The sequence below is a fragment of the Thalassospira tepidiphila MCCC 1A03514 genome, assembly GCF_001662875.1.
In the GTDB taxonomy this organism is placed as follows: domain Bacteria; phylum Pseudomonadota; class Alphaproteobacteria; order Rhodospirillales; family Thalassospiraceae; genus Thalassospira; species Thalassospira tepidiphila.
Genome location: NZ_JPVZ01000017.1, coordinates 1 through 22,500 on the forward strand (window position 1 = coordinate 1; position 22,500 = coordinate 22,500).

Here is a 22,500-nt window from a genome sequence, read left to right on the forward strand (position 1 = left end):
CCCCGGCAGTGTCACCACTGCCGGGGCATTTCTTACCCTCGCGCAACCACCATAATCACCCCAAACACACCAAAGGGCAGCGAACCCTCGCTGCCCTTATCGCATTCTGCCGACATCCATCTGCCATAACGAACGCCAACCCCGTCATTCCCACGCAGGTGGGGATCTATCTCTCAAGGCGCACCCTCGTAAAAGGCGGCCTGATCACGTGCCAACCAACTGATCGCGTGTTGAGGGTTAAGTCGTTAAAGACCTGTCCACTGGCAATTATTCAGTTTACCGTATCGCTCAAGAACCACCATTAACGAAGCCTATTCTCGCAGGCTCCGGTTGAATTATTTGAGGTATTTGATGCGCTTCACTGAAAACGGGCCGGACATCCCGCACGAACTAATTTCTGCACAACGGAATGGACAGGTAATCTTTTTCTGCGGAGCAGGCATATCTGTTCCGGCGGAACTCCCCGGATTCAAATGCCTCACTGAAAACGTGGCGCAGAAGCTCCACGCAACCGATCATGATATTGTCAAGAACATGATTGAACGGGGTGAGTACGACAGAGTGTTTTCTTGGCTGCGGCAACACTATCCCAGCGATCAAGTCGATTATCATATATTAAACTCACTAAAAGTACCTCGCAGCCCAAAATTAGAAAATCATCGCAATCTTCTAAAACTATCGAAAACACCGCTGGGTGAACCGCTGGTGGTCACAACGAATTTTGACCGATTATTTGAACGCGCCCAAGAAGGCCTAAAGCATTATACCGCACCATTTCTGCCAGACTTACAAATGGACAGAGACGCTTCTGGCATTATTTATCTTCATGGCCGCTGGCAGAAACCAAATCTTAAAAATCCCCCAAAATATAATCTCGTTATTAGCTCGCAGGATTTCGGGAAGGCTTATTTGTCACATGGGTGGGCGGCGCGCTTTCTATCAAATATCCTTCGAACACGGACAATTGTCCTCATTGGGTATTCCGGCGACGACACGCTGGTTAGATACCTGCTTGAAGGGTTGAATGCTGAAACGGGAGCCGCTCATACAAATGTATACGCATTCGACTGCGGCTCAGAAGGTGAAGTAAATCGTAAGTGGTCCTCTCTGGGAGTCAATGCGATCCCTTATCCTGATCACAGCGACCTTTGGAAAACCATTGAAGAATGGTCAAAGCTTGCTGCAACACCAGACTACTGGGAAAACTATATTCACAACATAGCTCAGAGTTCTCCGAGAAGTTTGCTACCATTCCAACGTGGACAAGTCGCTTCGTTCATTTCAGATCAAAAAGGTGCCGAAAAATTTGCTACGTTTAATCCACTACCACATGCGGAATGGATTTGTGTTTTTGACAGAAACGTAAGATTCTTTAAGCCCAAAAGCTACGTTCCCGAAACTGAAGACACAATTGACTTGCTTGACGACTACGGCACTGATCGCGACCCCTCACGAGCTGAACTGGAGCGTAGCAGCGATCAGAATAACTTTCTTATCGGCGATGACTATGTGAGCACCCTACCAACTCACGAAACGTCAAAACTTTCCGAACGCTTGTCTAATCTCAACTATTCTGAACTTTGGCGCGTTAATTCCCGGATAACTGCGCTGTCCCACTGGATAACCAAAGTTATCGACCAGCCTGAAACGATTTGGTGGTTACTAAAACAAACAACCCTTCATCCTATAATTCTGGATTGCATCGCCTCTAAAGGCTTTGAAGAGTCGGATAATCCCCCCACTAAGCTTGAGAAATTCTGGCCGTTATTCTTTTACTTTCATAAAAATCAGTCGAATAACTGCGACTATGAGTGGTTTAAACTCAAACAAAAAATCGACACCAAAGGATGGAACAGTTCGATAATTGATCAACTTAGTGAAATAACACAGCCTGAATTGCTAGCTAAAACCTACCGAAATACAGATACTCCGATAAACAGTTTCGAGGAAATCGAAACGATAATACCTGTGTTCGAGGTTCATTTTCCCCATTTGACATACATGGAACTGGAAGTTCCTGAAGCATGGATTTCAGCAACCCTTGAGGTTTTGACGCAATCCTTGAAGAAGGCTATCGACCTTTCAAACATGGTTGGGTACCCAGAAGTCAGCTCCTATAACTTTGATTTCCCAGCACTTACATCAAATAAAAACAGCGTTTCTTCACACACCGACAATTTCGGCAAGCTAATTTTGCTAGCAGCTGATCTAATTAAAAGGCTAGCGCATATTGATGCTCAAGAATTATCAAAAATCGTAAATACATGGCCGGATTCTGACCCAAATGTCTTTGACAGATTAAAATTTTTTGCCTGGCGGTTCGATAGCATCATCCCGGCATCTATGGTCGCCCAACAGCTTGGGACCATGTCAGACGAAGTATTTCGGGACAGCTCCACAATCCTAGAATTGCTGGAAATGCTAAACATTCGCCTTTCAGGTTTTTCTCAGAAAGATCGGTTAAAAATTGAAAACTGGATATGGGCATTTACAGACAAAGATGAGTGGGAAGATCAAAAGAGATTCGAAGAGCGCAAGATATATTGGCTCGGACGAATTTTCTCCAAAATCGACGAAACGTCTACAGGGCTAACAAGCCTTGGAAAAACCCGACTGAATCAAATCAAAGCATCTGAACATTGGAAAGATCAGTATCTTGAAGAAGAGTTTTCCAGCGGGAGAATTAAAGGTGGCTTCGTTTCAACTGACACCTCAACCCACGGCTTGGAAAAACTTGGAGGGACTGAACTTTTCGAGGAAATTTTGCGCCGTGAAAGCGACCACTCCGTTTTTTTAAAAGAGAACAAACCATTCATCGGGTTAATTAAAGCAGATCCTATAAAGATAACAACGGAGCTAGTTTCAGAACTGGAAAAAGGCGAACATAGGACGCGTTTCTGGCAGCAGCTCTTTTCCCATTTCCCTGAATCCGCATCAACCGATGACATAAAATTTGTTGCAAAGGCGATACCTATTCTGCCGGAAGAGATCGTTTATGAATGCAGATATACCTTAACAAGTTGGATCCAAAAGCAACTCTCTAAGGCACTGAAAAATGAACAAAAAATCTTTTGGGAGATTTGGGACCACGTATTCCTCCAATTGAACAACTATGGCCCAGAGGCAACTACAAGCGCTATCGGAGAAACCAGACGTGCGGGACGCGTCGTTCGAACCTCCCGTAAAACCATAACACACGCCTTAAACTCACCAATCGGTCATCTGGTGGAGGCAATTTTCCAAACCATTGAAAGCTGGTCGCTCAATCCCGCAACCAATGATTTTACGGCCATACTTAACCGACTGGTTCTTAGTCTGAACGCAATAGGTGATGGATCGGCAAATGCCACCACCATGATCGCCCTTAGGTATAATTATCTGTTTTATTGGTTCCCTGATTGGGCGAAGGAGCACCTTGTCCCAGTATTTGCAGTCGAGCATGAAAACGCGGAGGCTGCTTGGCGAGGGTTGGTAAACCAAAACAAATTGCCTGTTGGCGATGCATTCTGGTCGATAAAATCAGAAATGATAAAGGTCCTTGGATCACAAGTAGAATGGGAAGATGAGGACGATTTCAGAAGAGGACTAGCATGTATTGTCGTTGCTTATGCTTATTTTCACGGACGTAGGAAAAAATACCTTCAAGATTACGAGGTCCGAACGGCCATCAGGTCTTTCGATGATGAGTCTCGAGCACATGCTCTTTGGCAGCTAGGGCGAATTGTTGAGGATTACGATTGCTGGACAACATTCGGGAAGAGATTCTTTAAGAGATACTGGCCTTTGGAACGAGAGTATCAGTCCCGAAAGACTTCTAGTCAGTTGCTAATGTTAACCTCACAGTCTGGCAATCACTTTCCAGACATTGCTGAAACAATCATACCTTTTCTTGTTCCAGCGGAGAGAGGAGATATGTTCACTCACAGCATTATCTCTGAAACTCCCTCTATCGCGTCTCAATGGCCTGAAGTGGTCTTGCGCATTTTTGATCGAATTTATCCACCCTCAATGTCGACAGCCCCTTACAATCTTCGCAAAGCCTTAGACGAGATCGCTCAGGCATCGGCTGATTTAAGGGTAGATCCAACTTGGAAGCGGCTTGATGAAATTTGTCCGGTAAGGTGATGATTACTCCCCCAAAAGAAAACCCCGGCACATTTAAGCACCGGGGCAAGTCGTGTCGTTTGGAGGTAGACAGGGTTTTTGGCCCTTGGGAGTCTCAGAAAGACATCAGATCGCCTTGACGGTCACCGGGCGCTCTGCCTGAACCATCAGGCGGTTGCGGATCGGACGGCCAAATAGCGGCGATTCAATTTCGAACTCATCCCCGTCCTGGGTGGTGACACCATCGGCAAAGCTGAGCGTCGCGGTCCCGAAGAAATGCGCATGCACATCGCCCGGACGGCGGAACAGGTCATACTTGAAATGGTGGTATTCAAGGTTGGCGATGGAATGCGACATATTGTCTTCGCCACTGACGAACTGCTTTTCCCAAATCACCTTGCCGTCACGATAGAGGCGCGAGGTGCCCTCGACATGGCTTGGCAGATCGCCCAGCAGCAATTCAGGACCCATTGCACAATGGCGCAGCTTTGAATGCGCCAGATACAGGTAGTTCTGACGTTCCATCACATGGTCGGAAAACTCGTTGCCGATGGCAAAGCCGATGCGCACCGGGGTGCCATCATGATCAATGACATAGACCGCGGCAATTTCCGGTTCTTCACTGCCATCAAGGGCGAAGGACGGGCTTGGGATATCTGCCCCCGGATTGGCAACGATGGAACCATCGCCCTTATAGAACCATTCCGGCTGCACACCATGTTCGCCAGCCTTCGGCTTGCCGCCCTCAACGCCCATGCGGAACATCTTCATGGAATCGGTTTCGTTGGCGTCCTTGTTATCGGCCTTGTGCATGTTCGCACGCGCCGAGGCCGAACCCAGATGGGTCAGCCCGGTGCCCGTCACAAGGAAATGCGCCGGATCAACGTGGGTGATCGGCGGCAAAAGGCGGCCATCACGGGCAACTTCGTTATAGTCGACTGTAGTGTCGCCCATACGAATTTTTGCCTTTTCGATCATCGTCATGCCCTTGGCAAGCGCGATGGTCGCAAGTTCGCGGGTGGTGGATACGCCCTGAAGCGGGATCAGGGTGTTTTGATCTTCGACCACGGCAACCTGTTGCGCGCCGGCGGTGTCCTTGAATTGAACCAGTCTCATGAATTCTGTCCTGAACGGTCTTGGATATATGTCGGAATACGGGGTGCGTGACGCGGGCCTTAGACCCAGCCGCCATCAACGATAAAGTTCTGGGCGGTGACCATGCGGGCCTCGTCCGAAATCAGGAAAAGCGCCATGCGGGCAATGTCATCAGGCATCACCTTGTTTTTCAGGCACTGGCGCTCGTCGATTTCACGCTCGGCGGCTTCATCGACCCAAAGATCCAGCTGGCGCTGGGTCATGACCCAACCGGGTACGAGCGTATTGACGCGGATATGATCCTTGCCAAGATCACGCGCCATACCGCGCGTCAGACCATGGGTCGCGGCCTTTGCCGTCGTGTAGCCCGGCATACCGCCCTGCCCCATCATCCAGCTGACCGATCCGAAATTGATAATCGCACCACCGCCGGCCTTTTGCATCATCGGCGCCACCGCCTGAATGGCAAAGAAGGACGGGCGAATATTGATTGCCTGACGCTCATCCCAGTATTCCGGGGTGACGTCCTGCCATTTGTGGCGGGTATCGTTCGCTGCATTGTTCATCAACCCGGTGATCGGGCCATTGATCTCGGCCGCCTTGGCAATGGCTGCCTGCAAGGCGGCAATATCGGTCAGATCGCATTTGATAAAGACGGGCGAATTTCGCGCATCTTTCGAAAGCTTTTCGACAAGTGCGTTACCGGCATCTTCCATGATATCGACAAAGGCGACTTTTGCCCCCTGCTCGACAAAGGCGGTCACAATCGCCTCGCCAATACCCGATGCCCCACCGGTGATGAATACCGATTTGTCTTCCAGGCTTGTGTAGTGTGTCGGCATGCGATCAGACATGATCCTTTCATCTCCCGTCGTGCGTTTTGTTTTCAGATGTCAGACGTCGGATTCCCCTGACGCCAAACACGATTCTAGGCCAAAATTGACAGAAAGTGCATCCATCAAGCTATGTGCGGCGCAACAGGAGAAAAATTCCTGACGCCAACATCATGCTACGCCGACAAGCCCCCATCAGACCAGACGAATGGTCCGGGCACGTTCCCGTGCGCGGCTGCGTGATGCTTCCTCCTGATAATCTTGTTTTTTATTCTTCATACAATAACATTAATGATCAGGATATCCGGGCCTGTCAAGCGTCAAACCATGCAGTCTTTTCTTTCATTATCTGAAAGCTTGTTTATAAGTTCATGACATAAGCAAATACGTAACAGCCATCGTGACGCACCCCTGAAATAATTATATGCTATGCAGCACAAGGCGTTGACGGCACCAGATAAGTTGCCCTGAAAATTAATTCATATTATATGAATAATGACAAAGCGGGCCTTTTGCCTATTTGCTTTTCAATCAGGGCCACGCCGGAGGGAATATATGTCGTCTACCATGTCGAGAACTTACGCCAAACGCAGTCTGCACAGCATTGTTGCCCACGATCTTGGCGCACGCATTGTTTCGGGCAAGCTGCGGCCTGGCGATGTCCTGCCGACAGAGGCGGCCTTAAGTGAATCCCTTGATGTTTCGCGTACAGCCCTTCGTGAAGCCATCAAAATCCTCTCGGCCAAGGGGCTGATTGAAAGTCGCCCGAAAACCGGCACCCGGGTCAAACCGCGTTCAAGCTGGAACCTGCTGGATCCTGATGTTCTGTCCTGGCATTTCCCGGACCCGGACCCGGCATTTCTCTATAGCCTGCTTGAAACCCGCCTGATCATTGAACCCAACACGGCCGCCATGGCCGCCGTCCGCGCCACGCCGGAACAGATCAAGCATCTTGAAACCGCCTATTTCGAAATGGAAAAGGCCGAACCCGGCACCGAGGCGGTTTATATTACCGACCTTGTGTTCCATCAGGGTATTTTGGATGCGTCGGGCAACGATTTCATGAAATCGTTTGGCATGTTGATCGAAACCGCCCTGATCGGATCTTTCCGCCTGTCGTCTGGCGGACCCAAGGCGCATGTCAAGTCGCTGCCCGATCACCACGCGGTCTATGCCGCCATCAGCCAGCGCGATCCCGAAGAGGCGCGCAGCAAAATGCACGGCCTGCTGCGCCGGACCATGCGCGAACTGCGCAAGGAACTCGGCATGTCGGTCGAACATGACTGGGATCAGATCGGCCTGTAATCAATGCCGATGGGGCGCATCAAAACGATCACCGCCCCCCATTCCTCATACTATTTGAATTTACCCCCAAAACGCCAGGTAGCGCGTTTGGCGCAGACAGGGCTTATTATTCACCAAAAATGAATAATGCGGCTGATTGACCAATTTTTTTGTCAAAAGTTTTGCCCCCGCGCCGGTGCCTGATTGCACGATCAAAACGACCCATGTAAGGGAACAGAAAAAACGCCCTGCTTATTCAAACAGGGCGTTTTGAACGAAGGTATTTTGATCGCCGGACGCCTTATGTCGCCCCGGCACGCATCCCTGAGAAGGAACGCGTGATCAGGCGTTGCAAGACGATAAAGCCAAACAGAAGCGCGCCAATCATGATCTTGGTCCACCAGCTGTTCAGCGACCCGTCAAAGGCGATAAGGGTCTGGATAACCCCCATGATGATCCCGCCAAAGAACGTGCCGAGCACAAAGCCCATCCCGCCGGTCAGAAGCGTGCCACCAATCACCACGGCGGCAATCGCATCAAGCTCCACCCCGACGGCGGCCAATGGATAGGCCGACGCGGTATAGAAGGCAAACACCACACCCGAAAGTGCACTGAAAAAGCCCGACAGGGTGTAAACCCGGATGATGGTGCTGTGAACCGGAACACCCAGTAATTCTGCCGAATGCCGGTCCCCGCCAATCGCATAGACATTACGTCCGAACCGGGTGAAATGGGCAATCACCACCCCGCCAATGACCGTCGCCAGCATCAAAAGGGCCGATGCCGTCAACCAGCCACGCCCCGGCAGCTGGATTTTAAACCCGCTAAAGGCCGAGACAAACGGATGATCAATAGGAACAGAATCCAGATTGATCAGGAAGCACATGCCGCGCAGGAAGAACATCCCGGCAAGCGTGATGATAAAGGGCTGAATATCGAATTTGGCAATAATCACCCCCATAAACGCCCCGAATGCCGATCCGACAATCATCGCAACCACGGCCGCCGTTACCGGATGCATGCCAAAGCCGGTCACGAGTTCGGCCATCAACACCCCGATAAAGGCAATCATTGACCCAACCGAAAGATCAATCCCGCCCGATAGAATGACAAACGTCATGCCAACGGCAGTAATGATCAAAAAAGCATTGTCGGTCAGAAGCGCGCCCAAAACATACGTATCGGAAAAGGCGCGATGTTCAAAAATCCCGTAGCCATACAGCAGTACGAGAACCGCAAGCGTGGCAAGGATCGGATAAAACCGTTCATTAATTTTCATCGGATTTCCCCCGCTTCATGCGTTCCATCGCCTGCCCCACCAGTTCGCGCGATTTTGGCGCCTGCACCAGCAGAACAACCATCACCACCGCCGCCTTGACGATGAGCGTGTATTGCGACGGAAGACCCGACAACAAGATGCCGGTGGTCAGCGCCTGAATGATCAGAACACCAATCACGGTCATCGCAATAAAGAACCGACCGCCCATCAGCGACGCACCACCAATAACAACTGCCAGAATGGCATCGAGTTCAAGCCACAAGCCGGCATTGTTGGCGTCCGCCCCACGAATGTCCGCGGCAATGATGATCCCGGCAAAGGCCGAGCACAGACCCGATGCCGCATAGGCCATCAGTTTGATACCGCGTGCATCGATGCCCGCGACCCGGCTGGCGCGCGCATTGCCGCCAACCGATTCAACAAACAGACCAAGGGCGGTCTTGCGCATGATGAAATAGATCGCGGCAATCACGGCGGCGGCAATAATCACCCGCCACGGAATACCCAGCAGATAACCACTGCCGATCGCCTCAAAAAATTCGCCGTGGAAGGTCACGATCTGCCCACCGGTGATCATCTGGGCAATGCCGCGACCGGCCACCATCAGGATCAGGGTGGCAATGATCGGCTGAATATCCAGGAAGGCAACAAGGATGCCGTTCCACAACCCGCACAAAATCCCGGCACCAAGGGCGGCCAGGATAATCACAGCCGGATGCAGATCAGTATCGCGGATCAGAACCGCCATCACAGCCCCTGAAATGGCAATGATCGAGCCCACCGAAAGATCAATGCCGCGCGTGCCGATCACAATTGCCATGCCCACCGCAACAAGGGCGGTCGACGCCCCGCGATGGACAACATCGACAAGCGATCCGTAAAGATGGCCGTCAACAATGCGGATGTTAAAGAAATCCGGTGAAATGATCCCGATCCCCAGCACGATCAAGATCAGTGCTGCGACCGGACCAAACCAGGGTCGACTTAACAAAGAAGATGCAGACATGGTGCTGCTTTCCCGTATTTTCTTTTTGTCTTTTAAACTGGTCATCGTGCAATCGCCTCGATGATGCTGTTCTGGGTGATTTCCGCACCCACCAGTTCAGAAACCTTTTCACGATCGCGCATCACAGCCACACGGTCGGCAAAGGCGACGATTTCTTCAAGCTCTGATGACGCCACCAGCAATGCCAGCCCCTCGTCACAGAGCTCCTTGATCAATTTGATGATGTCGGCATGCGCGCCAACATCAATCCCGCGTGTCGGTTCATCAAGGATCAACAGGATCGGCTTGGACACCAGCCAGCGCGCCAGAATGACCTTTTGCTGGTTGCCACCGCTCAGTTGCCCGACGGGCTTTTCACTGTCGGGGGTGGCAATGCCCAATGCCTTGATCATGTCATCGGCAAATTTCTGTTGTTCGGCGCGCGGGATCGGGCGCAACCAACCACGCCGCCCCTGAAGGGCAAGCACGATATTTTCACGCACACTCAGTTCGGCAACAATGCCGTCCTGTTTGCGGTCTTCGGGACACAGCCCGAAACCGGCCCGGATCGCATGCCGCGGGGAACGCAGCATAACCGGCTCCCCATCCAGAAATACAAGACCGCTATCGGCTTTTTGCGTCCCGAACACCAGTTCGGCAAGTTCTGTGCGGCCTGATCCCAAAAGACCTGCCAGACCGACAATCTCGCCAGCTTTCAGATCAAGCGAAACCGGTTCAAGCACACGCTTTTTGCCCAAATTCTTGATCTGGATCTGGCGCGCCGGGCCATCATAGCTGCCTTCGTCCTGATGGCGATGCGCGCTGACTTCGGCCAATTCACGACCGAGCATGTGATTGATCAAATCAATCTGGGCCAGTTCCTTGGTGACAAACGTGCCGACCAGGCGACCATTGCGCAGCACGGTAATACGGTCGGTTACCGCGTAAACCTGATCAAGGAAGTGGGTGACAAAAACAATCCCCAGCCCCTTGTCGCGCAACTCGCCCATAATCCGGAACAATGTTTTGATTTCTTCGCCGTCAAGTGATGCGGTCGGTTCATCAAGAATAAGAACCTTGGCATCAAGGGCGACAGCACGCGCGATTGCCACCAGTTGCTGGATCGCCACCGAATAGGAGCCCAGCGGTCGATTGACATCAATATCAAGCCCCAAAATCTCAAGGGCAGTCTTGGCATCGGCCTCGGTCTTTTTCCATGAAATCAGCCCGAATTTGCGGGTCTGGCGTTCCAACATCAGGTTTTCGGCGACCGACAGCGTCGGCACCAGATTGACTTCCTGATAAACCGTGGAAATGCCAAGTTCCTGCGCATCACCGGGATGCTGCGGATGGATTTCCTGTCCTTCGAGTGACACCGTACCGGCATCGCGCGGATGCACCCCGGTAATCACCTTGATCAGGGTCGATTTACCGGCCCCGTTTTCGCCCAGAAGGGCGTGAATTTCGCCGCGTTCAAGGTCAAAATCCACATCCTCCAGCGCCTTGACGCCGGGAAAGAACTTCCCCGCACCGCGCACTGAAAGCACTGTGTCTGACATATCCTGCCCCTCTCCCTAGTCTGTCTTTGAAGTCTTTTGCTGCGGATACAGCCGGACGCACCCCGGCAATCGCCGGAGCACGTCCGATGCAATGAGAAGCGTGCCTCTTGTCCCCATGGGCAGAACCCATGGGGGGAGTCAGAGGTTATTTGCTACGCATTTTGTATTCTTCCGCAGCGGTATCAGGCAGATAGAGCGGGCCATTTGCCTTGATCCATTTCGGAACTTCTTCACCAGCCTTTGCCGCCTTGATCGCGTCAAAGGACGGGCCGCCCAGATGCGGGTTCAGTTCGATGGTGGCATTGGTGTCGCCATCGGCCATCGCCTTGAAGATATCTGGCACCGCATCGATGGACACGATCAGCATATCTTCACCCGGGTTCAGACCGGCTTCCTTGATGGCCTGAACGGCACCCAGTGCCATGTCATCATTATGCGCATAAACCGCACAGATGTTGGCACCACCGTTTTCAGCTTTGAGGAAGCTTTCCATGACTTCCTTGCCGCCGGAACGGGTGAAGTCACCGGACTGCGAACGGATGATGTTGATGGCCGGGAAGTTGGAAACAACCGACTCAAAACCTTCCTTACGGTCGTTGGCGGCAGACGAACCAACAGTTCCCTGCAGTTCGACAACGTCGCAAACGCCATTGGTTTCAGCAGCCAGCCATGCGGCGGCCAATGCACCTTCGACCACGAAGTCCGACGCCACTTTGGTCAGATACAGGTCTTCACTTGCATCAACACCACGGTCAACGAGGACGACCGGAATGCCGGCGTCTTTTGCTTCTTTGAGAACCTGGTCCCAGCCGGTTTCAACGACCGGAGCCAGAAGAATGCCATCCACGCCCTGCGCGATGAAAGAACGGACTGCCTTGATCTGGTTTTCCTGTTTCTGCTGTGCATCGGAGAATTTCAGATCAATTCCACGACGTTCGGCTTCGGCCTTGATCGACGCCGTTTCAGACGTACGCCAGCCACTTTCCGAACCGATCTGCGAGAAACCGATCATCATTTCTGCATGTGCAGCAAACGACAGACCAAGTGCAACACCCATTGCGGCAGTCGAAACTGCCATCTTCTTAAAACTTACCACGATTTCCTCCCTATGAGTGGCTTATTGCTTAAAAGCCATATAGTATTACAATATGATTTCTAAGCCCTCAACCATATAGTGCATCATCCTTTAGAGTGATCGCGCCAAGCGACATTAAAACTTGGCTAAACCAATAAAAATCAATATCTTGGCAAGAATCGAATATCACAAACCATCGCGATACCAGACATGGCAAAACCCTACACTACCACACTTCAAAAGGGCGAAAATGCCCCCCGTGCTGCATTAGAGAGCTCTCAGATTCGCGTATTGGTTTCTGCGCTTGGCGCGCGCCTTTGCGGGGTATATTTGCGTGATCTGAAGGACGGACACGAAACCAATATCGCGGTCAACCTCATCGATGATGCCGCCTATCTTGATCAGGATAGCTATATCGGGGCGGTGTGCGGGCGTTATGCCAATCGCATCGAAAAGTCGCGCTACCCGGACGAAAACGGGGACGTTGTTCAGCTTGCCGCCAATGAAGGCGAACATCACCTGCATGGCGGACCGGACGGCTTTGACAGGCGGCTCTGGACCATTTCCGATCAAACAGACCGCAGCGTTACGTTTAAACTGACCTCGCCCGCGGGCGATCAGGGATATCCGGGCACTTTGAGCGCATCTGCGATCTATTCACTGGTTGCGGACAACCGTCTGCGGCTTGAAATCACCGCCACCTGCGATCAGTCCTGCCCGGTCAACATGACCAGCCACGCCTATTGGAACCTGACGGGCACGTTTGATAAAACCGCCGGCGATCACGTCCTGCAAATCAACGCCAATCAATGGCTTCCGGTTGATGACAAACTGATCCCGACGGGCGAAATCCGCGACGTCATGGGGACGGGTTATGACTTCCGCAGCCCGGCCCGGATTTCCGATATGCAGCCCCATGCGTCCCAAGGCTTTGATCACAATTTCTGCCTGACCGGCCCGCGCGGCGAACTCCGCCAGATCGCAACCCTGTCAGATCCGACAAGCAAACGGTCGATCAAACTGTTTTCGACCGAGGCCGGTTTGCAATTTTACCTCGCACAGCATTTCAATGATGCGATGAAAACCGAAAACGGCGTGCCGCTGCACACATCGGGCGGCATCGCCCTTGAACCGCAAACCTACCCCAACAGCCCCAACAATCCGGACTTCCCAAGCCCGTGGCTCAAACCCGGCGAGACGTATCGGCATGTGATTGAGTGGGAATTTTCCTAAAACAACAAAGCCCCGCATTTGCGGGGCTTTGATTTGGCGGCTTTGATTTGGCCTAAAGTGCTGCAACAGAGCCATCCGCGCGCGGATCGGTGGCCCCTTCCATCACGCCATTGGGCCTCAATCGAATGCCGCCTGCATGACCCATCATGTCTTCATAGGGTCCGACGACTTCGACCGTATGACCGGCCGTTTTGAGTTGTTCGATCAGGGCCGGGTCAAAGCGGTTTTCGAGTTTCAGGGTTGTCGTGTCTTCGCCCCATGTTTTGCCCAGCAACCAGCGTGGCGCGCTAACGGCTTCCTGCAGGTCCTGTCCATAGATCACATTGCGGGTAAAGACCGCCGATTGGGTTTGTGGCTGTCCCTCGCCGCCCATGGTGCCATAGGTCAGCACCGATCCGTCATTAAGCTTTGCCAAGGCCGGGTTGAGCGTATGGAACGGCAGGCGGCCTGGGCCGAGCTGATTGGGGCCATCATGGAGCGTGAAGCTGGCCCCGCGGTTTTGCCACAAAACGCCGGTTTCCGGCACGACGACGCCCGATCCGAATTCCCAGAAGATGCTTTGGATATAGCTGACAGCAACACCGTTGGCGTCAACGGCCCCCATCCAGATCGTATCGCCCGGCTTGGCAACATGCGGCCAAGGGAGTGCTGTTTTCATATCGATTTTGGCAGCTTCATGATCGAGCATTTCATCAGACAGCAGCGACATCGGATCGATGCTCATGCGGTCTGGGTCGCCAACATGGGCGTCACGTTTCAGGAAGGCCCGTTTGGTTGCCTCGATCAATCCATGGACATGGTCAAACCCGTCCAATGTCGCGCCGGACAGTCCCAGCCGTTCAAACAGGCCAAGGATCATCAGCGATGCCACACCCTGGGTCGGCGGGACCATGTTGAAAACGGTCCCGGTCGAAAGTTTGACCGAAAGCGGCGTCATGATTTTGGCGTGATAGGCTTCAAAATCGGTCAGGCGAAGGGGGCTTCCGACCGCCTCAAGCCCGCGCGCATTGGTTCGCGCGATATCGCCGCGATAAAAATCATCAAAGCCAACACGGCCAAGCTGCTCAAGCGTTGCGGCAAGGGCCGGCTGTTTCAGCACATCGCCAATCGCTGGAATACCGTTGGCGGCATAGGTATCAACATAGCCCGGTGAGTCTTGAAGTTCCGCCATTTTGGTCGTGGTCAGGCCAACCTGTGACTTGGTGACCGGCACCCCGGTTTTACCATGATGGACCGCATCACGCATCAGGCGACTATGTGGAATTTTGCCACCGATTGATGCCGCGACCTCGGCTGCCTTGATCCATCCGCCAATCGCACCGGCGACTGTCAGGGCCGCAAGCGGACCACGGGCCGGGATTGCGGCCTTGCCCTGTTCACGGTAAAAGTCCGGCGTTGCAAGGTTTGCGGCCCCGCCACATGCCCGGATGGCAACCGGGTCCTTGCCGGGTTCGGCAATCAGCCAGAAACCATCACCACCAATCGCGTTCATATGCGGATAAACAACCGCAATGGTCGCAGCGGCGGCAATCATCGCCTCGACCGCGTTGCCACCTTCGCGCAGAATGTCACGCCCGGCCTCGGCGGCCAGATGATGGGGGGCGGTGACCATGCCACCGAGTGCGGTTCTTGAACGTAACATGATCAGCTCATCTCCCTGCCTTATGCTTGCGGGCATGCCGCGTTGTTTGCGACATGCCCGGTTTGTTCATAGCGCTGTTTTGCGTTTCCGTTCAGCGCCTTTTCACATTGTAGAATACCGGGTTGCCCAACCGGCCTACCAGCCGATCAGATTTGGCAACCAGCTTGTCAGTTCCGGGAAGATAAACAGAAGGATCAGGGCAAGCGCCTGAATACCGATGAACGGTATCACCCCGCGATAAATATCGACCGTCGAAACTGATGGCGGTGCCACCCCCTTAAGGAAGAACAATGCCCAGCCAAACGGTGGCGTCAGGAAGCTGGTCTGAAGGTTCATCGCCACCAGAATGGCAAGCCATGCCATGTCGATCCCGCTATTGAGGAAGACCGGCAAGAACATCGGAAGCGCGATATAGGAAATCTCGATCCATTCAAGGAAGAAGCCAAGCACAAAGATCACGGCCATCATGAACAGAAGGTTGCCCATATCCCCGCCCGGCACCCATTCAAACATCGCATGAACAAGCCCCTCGCCGCCCAAACCACGGAAGGCCAGACCAAAGGGCTGAGCACAGATCAGAATGAAGAACACCATCGCACTGGTGATCAGGGTGTCATGCAAGACATCGCGCATCACACCGAAATTCAGACGTCCGGAAAACAGTGCAAGCAACAACGCACCAAGTGCGCCCATGGATGCGGCCTCGGTCGGGGCGGCAATCCCGCCAACGATGGAGCCCAGCACGGCAAAGACCAGTGCCAATGGCGGCACGACCACCTTGGCGATCTTGATCAGCAATTGCTGCGTGCTCATGGCATCGCGTTCAGCCTTGGGGATGGCGGGCACCATGTCGGGTTTGAAAATCCCCAAAAGCACAAGATAAAGCCCAAGCATCCCGGCCAGGATCAAACCCGGCACCATGGCGGCGGCAAACAGTGTGCCGACCGATTCACCCAGAATATCGGCAAGCAGGATCAGAACCAGACTGGGCGGGATGATCTGCCCAAGGGTGCCCGATGCGCAAATCACACCACTGGCAACCCCCTTGTCATAGCCGCGATTGATCAGGGGCTGCAGGGATAAAAGACCAACCGTCACAACGGTCGCGCCGACCACGCCCGAAGACGCGCCCATCAAAACGCCAACGATGACGATGGCCAATCCCATGCCGCCCCTAAGCCGACCCATGGCATGGCCGATGACATCAATCAGTTCTTCGGCCAGTTTGGATTTTTCAAGCATCACCCCCATGAAGATGAAAAGCGGCAAGGCCAGCAGCGTATAGTTGGTCACAACCCCGTAAACGCGTGCCGGCAACAGGTTAAACAAACCGATGCCAAATCCCATAATTCCAAAGGCAAGTCCCGAAATCGCAAGCGAGATTGCCACCGGCACACCGAGCACGAGGAAGCCAAAGAAGCCCCCGACCATGCCGATGGCCAGCCATTCATTTCCGGTCATGTCTGATTAGTCTCCTGCACCGGTTTGCGTGACCGCATCAGGTGCATCAAAGGCAGGTTCGCCGCGGTTACCCGCAACGATTTGACGATAATTCATAAGGCCCTGGGCAATCGCCTGAATCAGCAAAAGACCAAACCCGATCGGAATAAAGGCCTTGAGCAAGAAGCGATATGGCAGGCCACCCGGATCGGGGGAGCCTTCGCCCATCATGATGGATTGCTCGACATAGGGGATCGAAAACCAGATCAGCGCAGCCCCCAGAACCGCCATCAAAACGGCCGAGAAAAGGTCGATGATCGCCTGGGCCCGCGGGCCCAGACGTTCATAAAGGAAATCGACCCGCACATGGCCGCCATGGCGCATGCCATAGGCCATCCCCATCAGGGCAATTGGCGACACCAGATGCCATTCAAGTTCCTGCATCGCGACACTTCCGGAATTAAACAGATAGCGCAGCAACACATTGCCACCGACCACCAGAACAAGGGCAAGACCGCTGATCGCTGCACCCCATCCGGCAATATCGACAACCAGACCAAGGACACGGTCCGGTAACGGCTCAGTACGGGTCGACTTCATATCAGCTCATCCCGCCTTTGGATGAAATGATCCCGTGATAGGGCTTTTCACTGATCGCGGCCCATTCACGGTGCGTGTCGCGGAACGCCATGAAGCTGTCATGGACCTTTTTGGTGATCGGGTCTTTGGCTGCTTCGGCTTCAAGGGTTTCCTTGGTGATGTCCTTAAGCTTGGTCACAACATCATCTGGCAGAGTTTGCGCGGTAACGCCAAAGTTCTCGACCAGATCACGCAGGGCTGCTGCGTTGTTGGCTTCACACCAGGAATGGCTATCAAGGTTACACGCCTGTGCCGCGTTCTTGACGATCGCCTGCAGATCAGCCGGAAGGCTTTCCCAGGCTTTCTGGTTGATCAGAAGTTCGGTCACGTTGGACGGCTCATGCCAGCCGGTGGTGTAATAGTATTTGGCGGCTTTTTGCAGGCCCAAACGACGGTCCTGATACGGGCCAACGAACTCGGCCGCATCGATCACGCCACGTTCCAGTGCCGGGAAGATTTCCCCACCCGGAAGCAGTTTCACTTCAACGCCGATCTGCTGATAGACCTTCCCGGCAAGACCCGGGATACGCATTTTAAGACCGTTGAAATCATCGAGGCTTTCAATCGGCTCGCGGAACCAGCCGGTCATCTGAACGCCGGTATTGCCCATCGGGAAGGCCACCAGACCATATGGCTGATAAACTTCATGCCAAAGCTCAAGCCCGCCACCATGATACAGCCAGGCATTCACACCCTGGAAGTTCAGACCGAATGGTACCGTGGTGAAATACTGGGCGGCAAAGATTTTACCCGCCCAGAAATAGGCATTGGCCGCATTCATTTCGACCGTACCGGCCTGAACCGCGTCAAAACCTTCAAGCGCCGGGATCAGTTCGCCAGCGGCGAAATGCTGAATGTTCAGACGACCATTCGACATTTCGGTGACACGCTTGCAGAAATCTTCCGGGCCGCCCGGACCGGTCACATAAAAGGGTGAACCGGGACCATAGGCATTGGTCATTTTCCAGTTAAAGGTTTCCTGCGCACGAACGATGCTTGGTGCGGCGATAACGCCTGCACCGGTTGCGGCAGCACCGATTGCCGATTTGGTCAGAAAATCGCGCCGTTTAATGTTTGTCATTGATGTCTCCCTGATAGAGATAGCTATTTCTCTGAAACGTGATCTCAACGGAATGCATTCCGCACTGTGTATACATCTTGCAACACACATGCCATTGCATATTTTTCAATGACTTAACAAAATTCTTCTTATTCTTTGATACTCGAAATGCTAATTAAATAGTCAAAATATTGCATTGCACATTTTTGCTGCACAATAAATATGCAGGAATTGGCGCGAAAAAATGTGCAGATTTTACAACCCTTGAGAAACTTGGCCTTGCTTTGAAAATTGGTGTATACATTTGATCAATAGGAGCCCAACAAAACCTCGCAAGAAGGGTATCGACTTCAGATGATCGAGCTTCGCCAAGCGCTCAGCACCCCGTCCGAACAGACCGAACAGGTCGGCATTGCCCAACAGCTTTGTCAGGCGCTGGAAGATGACATCGTCAAAGGAAAGCTCCCTCCCGGGCAGCGCTTGGAAGAACCGCTTCTGGCCAAACGGTTTGGCGTTTCACGCACGCCGGTGCGCGAAGCCTTGCAGCTTTTGACTGCGACCGAACTTGCCGAAAAGATTCCCAATCGCGGCGTTTATGTCTCGCTCGCAACCCCGGAACGGCTGACGGCGATGTTTGAAAGCATGGCTGAACTGGAAGGCACCTGCGGGCGGCTTGCAGCCAAGCGCATGACAAGTGGTGAGCGCCACAACCTTGAACGCCTGCACCATGAATTGGCCGAAACAGTGCGCTTGGGCGACAGTGACGGTTACGAAACACTGAACCGGTCGTTCCACAATACGCTCTATCGCGGCACGCATAATGATGTGCTGGTGGATGTCACGCTGTCGGTGCGTCGGCGCGTTGCCCCGTTCCGCCGCGTGCAATTCCAAAGCCTGTCGCGCCTTGCCTCCTCACACGAAGAACATCAGGGCATTGTCGATGCCATCCTGCGCGGTGACGTCAAGGCGGCCGAAGACTTGCTTTACGGGCATATCATGGCGGTCCACGAGATCAGCCAGGAATACCTCGCAAGCCTGCGCGATGCGAGCGCCCAGAACGACCGGGTTGCGGCAAAATAGGCTTTCGAAACAGGGCCTATTGCCCCGCCACCGGCTGCCGCAATCCCCGACGGAACGCCCCCGGCCCTTCCCCATATTGCGCCTTGAACCGCCGCGAAAATGCCGGCATCGATTGATAGCCGCAGCGCAAGGCAACCTCATCCATCGACAAGTTGGTATCGCGCAAAAGCGCCTTGGCCCGGCCCATCCGCCAATTTTGTAGATATTGCATTGGTGCAATCCCGACACACGCACCAAACCGCACAACGAAACGTGTCCGCGACATCCCGGCCTGTTTGGCCAAAAGCTCCGCGGTCCAGTCACGTTCCGGCTGGGCATGCATGGCTGAAAGTGCGCGTGCGATTTTTTTATCCGCCAATCCGGCAAGGAAACCTTGCGGCAGATCGGCGCGTTTTAATTGCGCTGCCATAAGCGCAATCACAAGGACCTCCATCAGGCGCGCCAAGGCACTGCGCCAACCGGGCTGTATGTCTTGCGCAAGGGTCTCGATCATCGCAACGATTGAGGATTGCGCCTGTGTTGTCGGATCATCTGCGCGCAGGATCACGTGATCCTCAATCAAGCCAAAACCCGGATGACGCTCATCGTCATCAAAGGCGCAAAACCCGCACAGCAATCTCACATCCCCCGCGCCTTCAGGCTGATTGCGCAAGACCCCGGCAACCGGATCAAACCCGACCGCCATCGCATCAGCCAGCGTAACCGCCTTTGTTCCCGGCGCATCACACAGAATGTGCCCACGCCCATTTGGCACCAGAACCAGATCCCCTTCGCAAAGATCGATTGGTGGTGCATTTTCAGACAGCAAAAGCTTGCACCCGCCCGCCAAAACCAGATGAAACCGGATGCGCGCGCCGTCCGCAGGGATATGCACACTGAAATCCCCGGCAAGCTCCGCCGTGAAATACAGATCACTGCGCAACCGTAATCCGGCGCAAACGTCACTAAGCACATCTTGCTGCATTTTATCCATCATCGCGATTTGGAACGATCTGATAATTTATTGGCAGCTTATCGCAAAGACGCGCCCCCGGAAATGATCAATGATCCCCAGACCACATACCCAGATGGATGATCAAATCATGAGTCCTGAAAACCTGACAGCCCTGATCGGCTTTGCCTTTGTCATGTCCGTTTCGCCCGGTCCGGGCAATTTCCTGCTACTTGCCTCGGGCGCCAATTTTGGCATTGCCCGCACCATCCCGTTGATCCTTGGCATCAGCAGTGGCTTTCTGTCGATGGTGTTTGTGGTGGGTTTAGGTTTGGGCGAGATTTTGGAACGTTTTCCAATGGCACAAGATGTCCTGCGTGTTATCTGCTTTGGCTATATTCTTTGGCTTGCCTACAAGATATCGCAGATCAGATCGCTTGAGACCAAAGATCAGACGACAGCACAGCCGATCGGATTTGTTCAGGCCGCAATGCTGCAACTTCTGAACCCGAAGGCATGGACCGTCGCCCTGATCGTAACAGTCACCTACACGGTGCCGTCAGCTGGCATAAAGGGGCTTTTGGTAATGATCGCCGTCTTCGCATTGGTCAACATCCCATCCATTTCAAGCTGGGCGCTGTTTGGCGCGGCCATGCGATCTTTTATCAGTCAGGGCAAACGAACCCGCATCTTTAACATCATCATGGCCGTGCTTTTGGTAGCATCAATGGCGCCGATGTTGCTGCCGATCTAACACCCCATCAGGTGCGTCGTTGCGACAGGAACCGATCCACCGACAGCTTGCCACCACCAGCAAAGACCAGCGCCACTAGAAGCGAAATCCAAAGCAGGCGATGATCGATCAGCTCGGTCGGCAATCCATTGGCAAGCCCGCCCAGTGCGGCACCGTGAAACACAACATCCACGACCGTCTGAACCACGACAAAGCCAATCATGCCAAGGGCTGCAAGGCGGGTGAACAGGCCGACAACAATCAGGATCGGCAAGACAAATTCGCCAAGGGTGCCGGCCCAGACAATCAGGTGCCACGGGAAGAACGGAATGGCGGAGGTATCATAAAGATACTGCTCTGCAATTGGCGGCAGGATCTGCGCGAAGGCGCCCGCACTGAGGCCAACGCCGTCAATCTTGGTCATCGCGCTGTTGACGTAATAAGGCAGCAGCAACAGAACAAAAAGCCCCCGGCTTGCAATGCCAATAATATCGCGCCCGCCAAGCGCATCCATTTTCGTCTCAAGACGGGCATAGCCGCCGATTATATTATGCATCATCATGCCCGTTTCCTCTCGGGATATTAAGGCGGGCATTAAATGCCCCGATTGTTAAAAACGTGGCAAAGCTCGCCATTACATCAAAATTCGCATCGGCCTCAAGGGCGTGGCTGCACGCCGCGCCAAGGCTCAAACCGTCGCGCGTTAGCGCAGCAAAGAACGCCGCCTGACCATGGGTAATCACGCGCATTTCAACCTGCATATAAGGGCGTGTGACCAGAACGGTTTCAGCGCGTTGCACGATGCTGGTTTTGCCGACCTCGTTGCCATCGACCGGGTTTTGCGCATTCCAGATGGCAAAGACCGGATACTCCGACGCCACGACCTGACAGGCCGGATGCGCACGCAGTGTCATGGCCTCCAGCTGATCTTCAAGCCCGCCGAGCTCTTCGGCCAGAAGCGGCTTGGCGTCTTCGGACGTGCTGACCTCAAGCCGGGCACGTTCAAGCCTTGCGATATCAGACAGGTACGGCAAACGATCGCGCACCGGATGGCTTGCCAGAAACTCCGCAAAGCCCACACCATAAAGGGCAAGCGATCCGGCACGTGTGGTTTCGGATTGAACGAACCCCTTCGCCAATTGATCAAAAAATCCATCCCCGACCAGTTTGCGCACAGTCGGGTACGCAGCCCCCAAGGCGTCAAAAAGGCCGCGATGAACATTGTTGCGGTAAATCGCGAAACGATGTGCGTAACCATCAGTGACACTGCTTGGCACCGCATCTGGTTCCGGGGAACGCAACGCGTCGCTAAAGCCGTCATAAAATGCCTTAAGCTTCTTCATGACGCGGCCTCAAGCTGCGCGCCCGCGGTATATTCAAGGTGACGGTCAGCAAGGGCTGCTTCGCGGGCCAGCACATCCCAGCTTGGGACGTCATTATCCCATTCAATCAGGGTCGGCTTGCGCCCGATGCGGGCAATCAGACGGTCAAACAGATCCCAAACCGGATCGGCCACCGGCCGTGAATG

20 protein-coding genes (1 of these 20 only partly in view) are annotated in these 22,500 nt (G+C 53.6%); 6 read left to right on the plus strand and 14 right to left on the minus strand.

From position 1 onward, the window contains the following. Both TH4_RS20840 and TH4_RS20130 read left to right on the plus strand, forming a co-directional pair. On the plus strand, positions 1–305 hold a 305-nt coding region (locus tag TH4_RS20840), incomplete at its 5' end, for a hypothetical protein (protein WP_209437400.1). Between the two features lie 46 nt (positions 306–351). Continuing rightward, positions 352–4,125 (plus strand): SIR2 family protein, encoded by a 3,774-nt coding sequence (locus TH4_RS20130; protein ID WP_064782536.1) that lies wholly within the window; start codon positions 352–354, stop codon positions 4,123–4,125. A gap of 105 nt (positions 4,126–4,230) precedes the next feature. Here TH4_RS20130 and araD1 read toward each other — a convergent pair whose 3' ends face one another. Then, a complete protein-coding gene (gene araD1, locus TH4_RS20135) occupies positions 4,231–5,220 on the minus strand; it encodes an AraD1 family protein (RefSeq protein ID WP_064782537.1) in 990 nt (329 codons plus the stop codon). A gap of 59 nt (positions 5,221–5,279) precedes the next feature. Continuing rightward, a complete protein-coding gene (locus tag TH4_RS20140) occupies positions 5,280–6,053 on the minus strand; it encodes an SDR family NAD(P)-dependent oxidoreductase (RefSeq protein ID WP_064782538.1) in 774 nt (257 codons plus the stop codon). A 534-nt stretch (positions 6,054–6,587) separates the two neighbouring features. On the opposite strand from TH4_RS20140, the gene TH4_RS20145 reads away from it, so the two are divergent. Beyond that, a complete protein-coding gene (locus tag TH4_RS20145) occupies positions 6,588–7,337 on the plus strand; it encodes a FadR/GntR family transcriptional regulator (RefSeq protein WP_245228041.1) in 750 nt (249 codons plus the stop codon). Between the two features lie 280 nt (positions 7,338–7,617). Here TH4_RS20145 and yjfF read toward each other — a convergent pair whose 3' ends face one another. The 4 genes from yjfF to TH4_RS20165 form a co-directional block, all read right to left on the minus strand. Next, entirely contained in the window at positions 7,618–8,595 is a 978-nt protein-coding gene (yjfF, locus tag TH4_RS20150) for a galactofuranose ABC transporter, permease protein YjfF (protein ID WP_083997211.1), read from the minus strand. Further along, a complete protein-coding gene (locus TH4_RS20155) occupies positions 8,585–9,601 on the minus strand; it encodes an ABC transporter permease (protein ID WP_167351244.1) in 1,017 nt (338 codons plus the stop codon). The genes yjfF and TH4_RS20155 overlap by 11 nt, the downstream gene beginning before the upstream one ends. A 41-nt stretch (positions 9,602–9,642) precedes the next feature. Beyond that, positions 9,643–11,139, minus strand: a complete 1,497-nt coding sequence (locus TH4_RS20160; protein ID WP_008891947.1) for a sugar ABC transporter ATP-binding protein — start codon at positions 11,137–11,139, stop codon at positions 9,643–9,645. Between the two features lie 145 nt (positions 11,140–11,284). Further along, positions 11,285–12,235, minus strand: coding sequence for an ABC transporter substrate-binding protein (locus TH4_RS20165; RefSeq protein WP_274517104.1), 951 nt, complete (start codon positions 12,233–12,235; stop codon positions 11,285–11,287). 189 nt (positions 12,236–12,424) lie between these two features. Between TH4_RS20165 and TH4_RS20170 the strand changes: the two genes are divergently transcribed. Next, positions 12,425–13,447 carry an aldose epimerase family protein gene (locus TH4_RS20170; protein WP_425337464.1) on the plus strand — a complete coding sequence of 341 codons (1,023 nt, stop codon included), beginning with the start codon at positions 12,425–12,427 and terminating at the stop codon, positions 13,445–13,447. A gap of 52 nt (positions 13,448–13,499) precedes the next feature. On the opposite strand, the gene TH4_RS20175 is transcribed toward TH4_RS20170, so the two are convergent. The 4 genes from TH4_RS20175 to TH4_RS20190 all read right to left on the minus strand — a co-directional run bounded on the left by TH4_RS20175 (position 13,500) and on the right by TH4_RS20190 (position 18,249). Further along, a complete protein-coding gene (locus TH4_RS20175) occupies positions 13,500–15,089 on the minus strand; it encodes a gamma-glutamyltransferase family protein (protein ID WP_064782547.1) in 1,590 nt (529 codons plus the stop codon). A gap of 135 nt (positions 15,090–15,224) precedes the next feature. Beyond that, the gene (locus tag TH4_RS20180; protein ID WP_064782541.1) at positions 15,225–16,550 is read right to left on the minus strand and encodes a TRAP transporter large permease; all 1,326 of its coding nucleotides are present in this window, start codon (positions 16,548–16,550) and stop codon (positions 15,225–15,227) included. A 6-nt stretch (positions 16,551–16,556) separates the two neighbouring features. Beyond that, positions 16,557–17,129 (minus strand): TRAP transporter small permease subunit, encoded by a 573-nt coding sequence (locus TH4_RS20185; protein WP_064782542.1) that lies wholly within the window; start codon positions 17,127–17,129, stop codon positions 16,557–16,559. A gap of 1 nt (position 17,130) precedes the next feature. Further along, positions 17,131–18,249 (minus strand): TRAP transporter substrate-binding protein, encoded by a 1,119-nt coding sequence (locus tag TH4_RS20190; protein ID WP_209272186.1) that lies wholly within the window; start codon positions 18,247–18,249, stop codon positions 17,131–17,133. Between the two features lie 333 nt (positions 18,250–18,582). On the opposite strand from TH4_RS20190, the gene TH4_RS20195 reads away from it, so the two are divergent. Next, positions 18,583–19,308, plus strand: coding sequence for a GntR family transcriptional regulator (locus TH4_RS20195; protein ID WP_063086865.1), 726 nt, complete (start codon positions 18,583–18,585; stop codon positions 19,306–19,308). 16 nt (positions 19,309–19,324) lie between these two features. On the opposite strand, the gene TH4_RS20200 is transcribed toward TH4_RS20195, so the two are convergent. Then, positions 19,325–20,272 carry an AraC family transcriptional regulator gene (locus TH4_RS20200; RefSeq protein WP_167351245.1) on the minus strand — a complete coding sequence of 316 codons (948 nt, stop codon included), beginning with the start codon at positions 20,270–20,272 and terminating at the stop codon, positions 19,325–19,327. Positions 20,273–20,351: 79 nt separating this feature from the next. Between TH4_RS20200 and TH4_RS20205 the strand changes: the two genes are divergently transcribed. Continuing rightward, on the plus strand, positions 20,352–20,993 hold the full coding sequence (locus TH4_RS20205; RefSeq protein ID WP_083997213.1) for a LysE family translocator: 642 nt from the start codon (positions 20,352–20,354) through the stop codon (positions 20,991–20,993). A gap of 7 nt (positions 20,994–21,000) precedes the next feature. Here the strand turns inward: TH4_RS20205 and TH4_RS20210 are convergent, their stop codons facing one another. The 3 genes in view from TH4_RS20210 to bufB are tightly spaced (each overlapping or abutting the next) and all read right to left on the minus strand, a layout consistent with a single transcriptional unit that may run on beyond the window. Further along, entirely contained in the window at positions 21,001–21,534 is a 534-nt protein-coding gene (locus tag TH4_RS20210) for a DoxX family protein (RefSeq protein ID WP_083997214.1), read from the minus strand. After that, on the minus strand, positions 21,521–22,315 hold the full coding sequence (locus TH4_RS20215; protein ID WP_064782543.1) for an HvfC/BufC N-terminal domain-containing protein: 795 nt from the start codon (positions 22,313–22,315) through the stop codon (positions 21,521–21,523). The genes TH4_RS20210 and TH4_RS20215 overlap by 14 nt, the downstream gene beginning before the upstream one ends. Beyond that, positions 22,312–22,500 carry the 3' portion of an MNIO family bufferin maturase gene (gene bufB / locus TH4_RS20220; RefSeq protein WP_064782544.1) on the minus strand. Its footprint extends 675 nt past the window's final position, so the window shows 189 of its 864 coding nt (coding positions 676–864); its start codon lies beyond the right edge, outside the window; it ends in the stop codon at positions 22,312–22,314. Before bufB ends, TH4_RS20215 begins: the two co-directional genes overlap by 4 nt.

Coding starts and splice junctions, on each gene's coding strand:
- TH4_RS20130 (WP_064782536.1), top strand. CDS start 352: ATGCGCTTCACTGAAAACGGGCCGGACATCCCGCACGAACTAATTTCT.
- araD1 (WP_064782537.1), bottom strand. CDS start 5,220: ATGAGACTGGTTCAATTCAAGGACACCGCCGGCGCGCAACAGGTTGCC.
- TH4_RS20140 (WP_064782538.1), bottom strand. CDS start 6,053: ATGTCTGATCGCATGCCGACACACTACACAAGCCTGGAAGACAAATCG.
- TH4_RS20145 (WP_245228041.1), top strand. CDS start 6,588: ATGTCGTCTACCATGTCGAGAACTTACGCCAAACGCAGTCTGCACAGC.
- yjfF (WP_083997211.1), bottom strand. CDS start 8,595: ATGAAAATTAATGAACGGTTTTATCCGATCCTTGCCACGCTTGCGGTT.
- TH4_RS20155 (WP_167351244.1), bottom strand. CDS start 9,601: ATGTCTGCATCTTCTTTGTTAAGTCGACCCTGGTTTGGTCCGGTCGCA.
- TH4_RS20160 (WP_008891947.1), bottom strand. CDS start 11,139: ATGTCAGACACAGTGCTTTCAGTGCGCGGTGCGGGGAAGTTCTTTCCC.
- TH4_RS20170 (WP_425337464.1), top strand. CDS start 12,425: ATGGCAAAACCCTACACTACCACACTTCAAAAGGGCGAAAATGCCCCC.
- TH4_RS20175 (WP_064782547.1), bottom strand. CDS start 15,089: ATGTTACGTTCAAGAACCGCACTCGGTGGCATGGTCACCGCCCCCCAT.
- TH4_RS20180 (WP_064782541.1), bottom strand. CDS start 16,550: ATGACCGGAAATGAATGGCTGGCCATCGGCATGGTCGGGGGCTTCTTT.
- TH4_RS20185 (WP_064782542.1), bottom strand. CDS start 17,129: ATGAAGTCGACCCGTACTGAGCCGTTACCGGACCGTGTCCTTGGTCTG.
- TH4_RS20190 (WP_209272186.1), bottom strand. CDS start 18,249: ATGACAAACATTAAACGGCGCGATTTTCTGACCAAATCGGCAATCGGT.
- TH4_RS20195 (WP_063086865.1), top strand. CDS start 18,583: ATGATCGAGCTTCGCCAAGCGCTCAGCACCCCGTCCGAACAGACCGAA.
- TH4_RS20200 (WP_167351245.1), bottom strand. CDS start 20,272: ATGCAGCAAGATGTGCTTAGTGACGTTTGCGCCGGATTACGGTTGCGC.
- TH4_RS20205 (WP_083997213.1), top strand. CDS start 20,352: ATGATCCCCAGACCACATACCCAGATGGATGATCAAATCATGAGTCCT.
- TH4_RS20210 (WP_083997214.1), bottom strand. CDS start 21,534: ATGATGATGCATAATATAATCGGCGGCTATGCCCGTCTTGAGACGAAA.
- TH4_RS20215 (WP_064782543.1), bottom strand. CDS start 22,315: ATGAAGAAGCTTAAGGCATTTTATGACGGCTTTAGCGACGCGTTGCGT.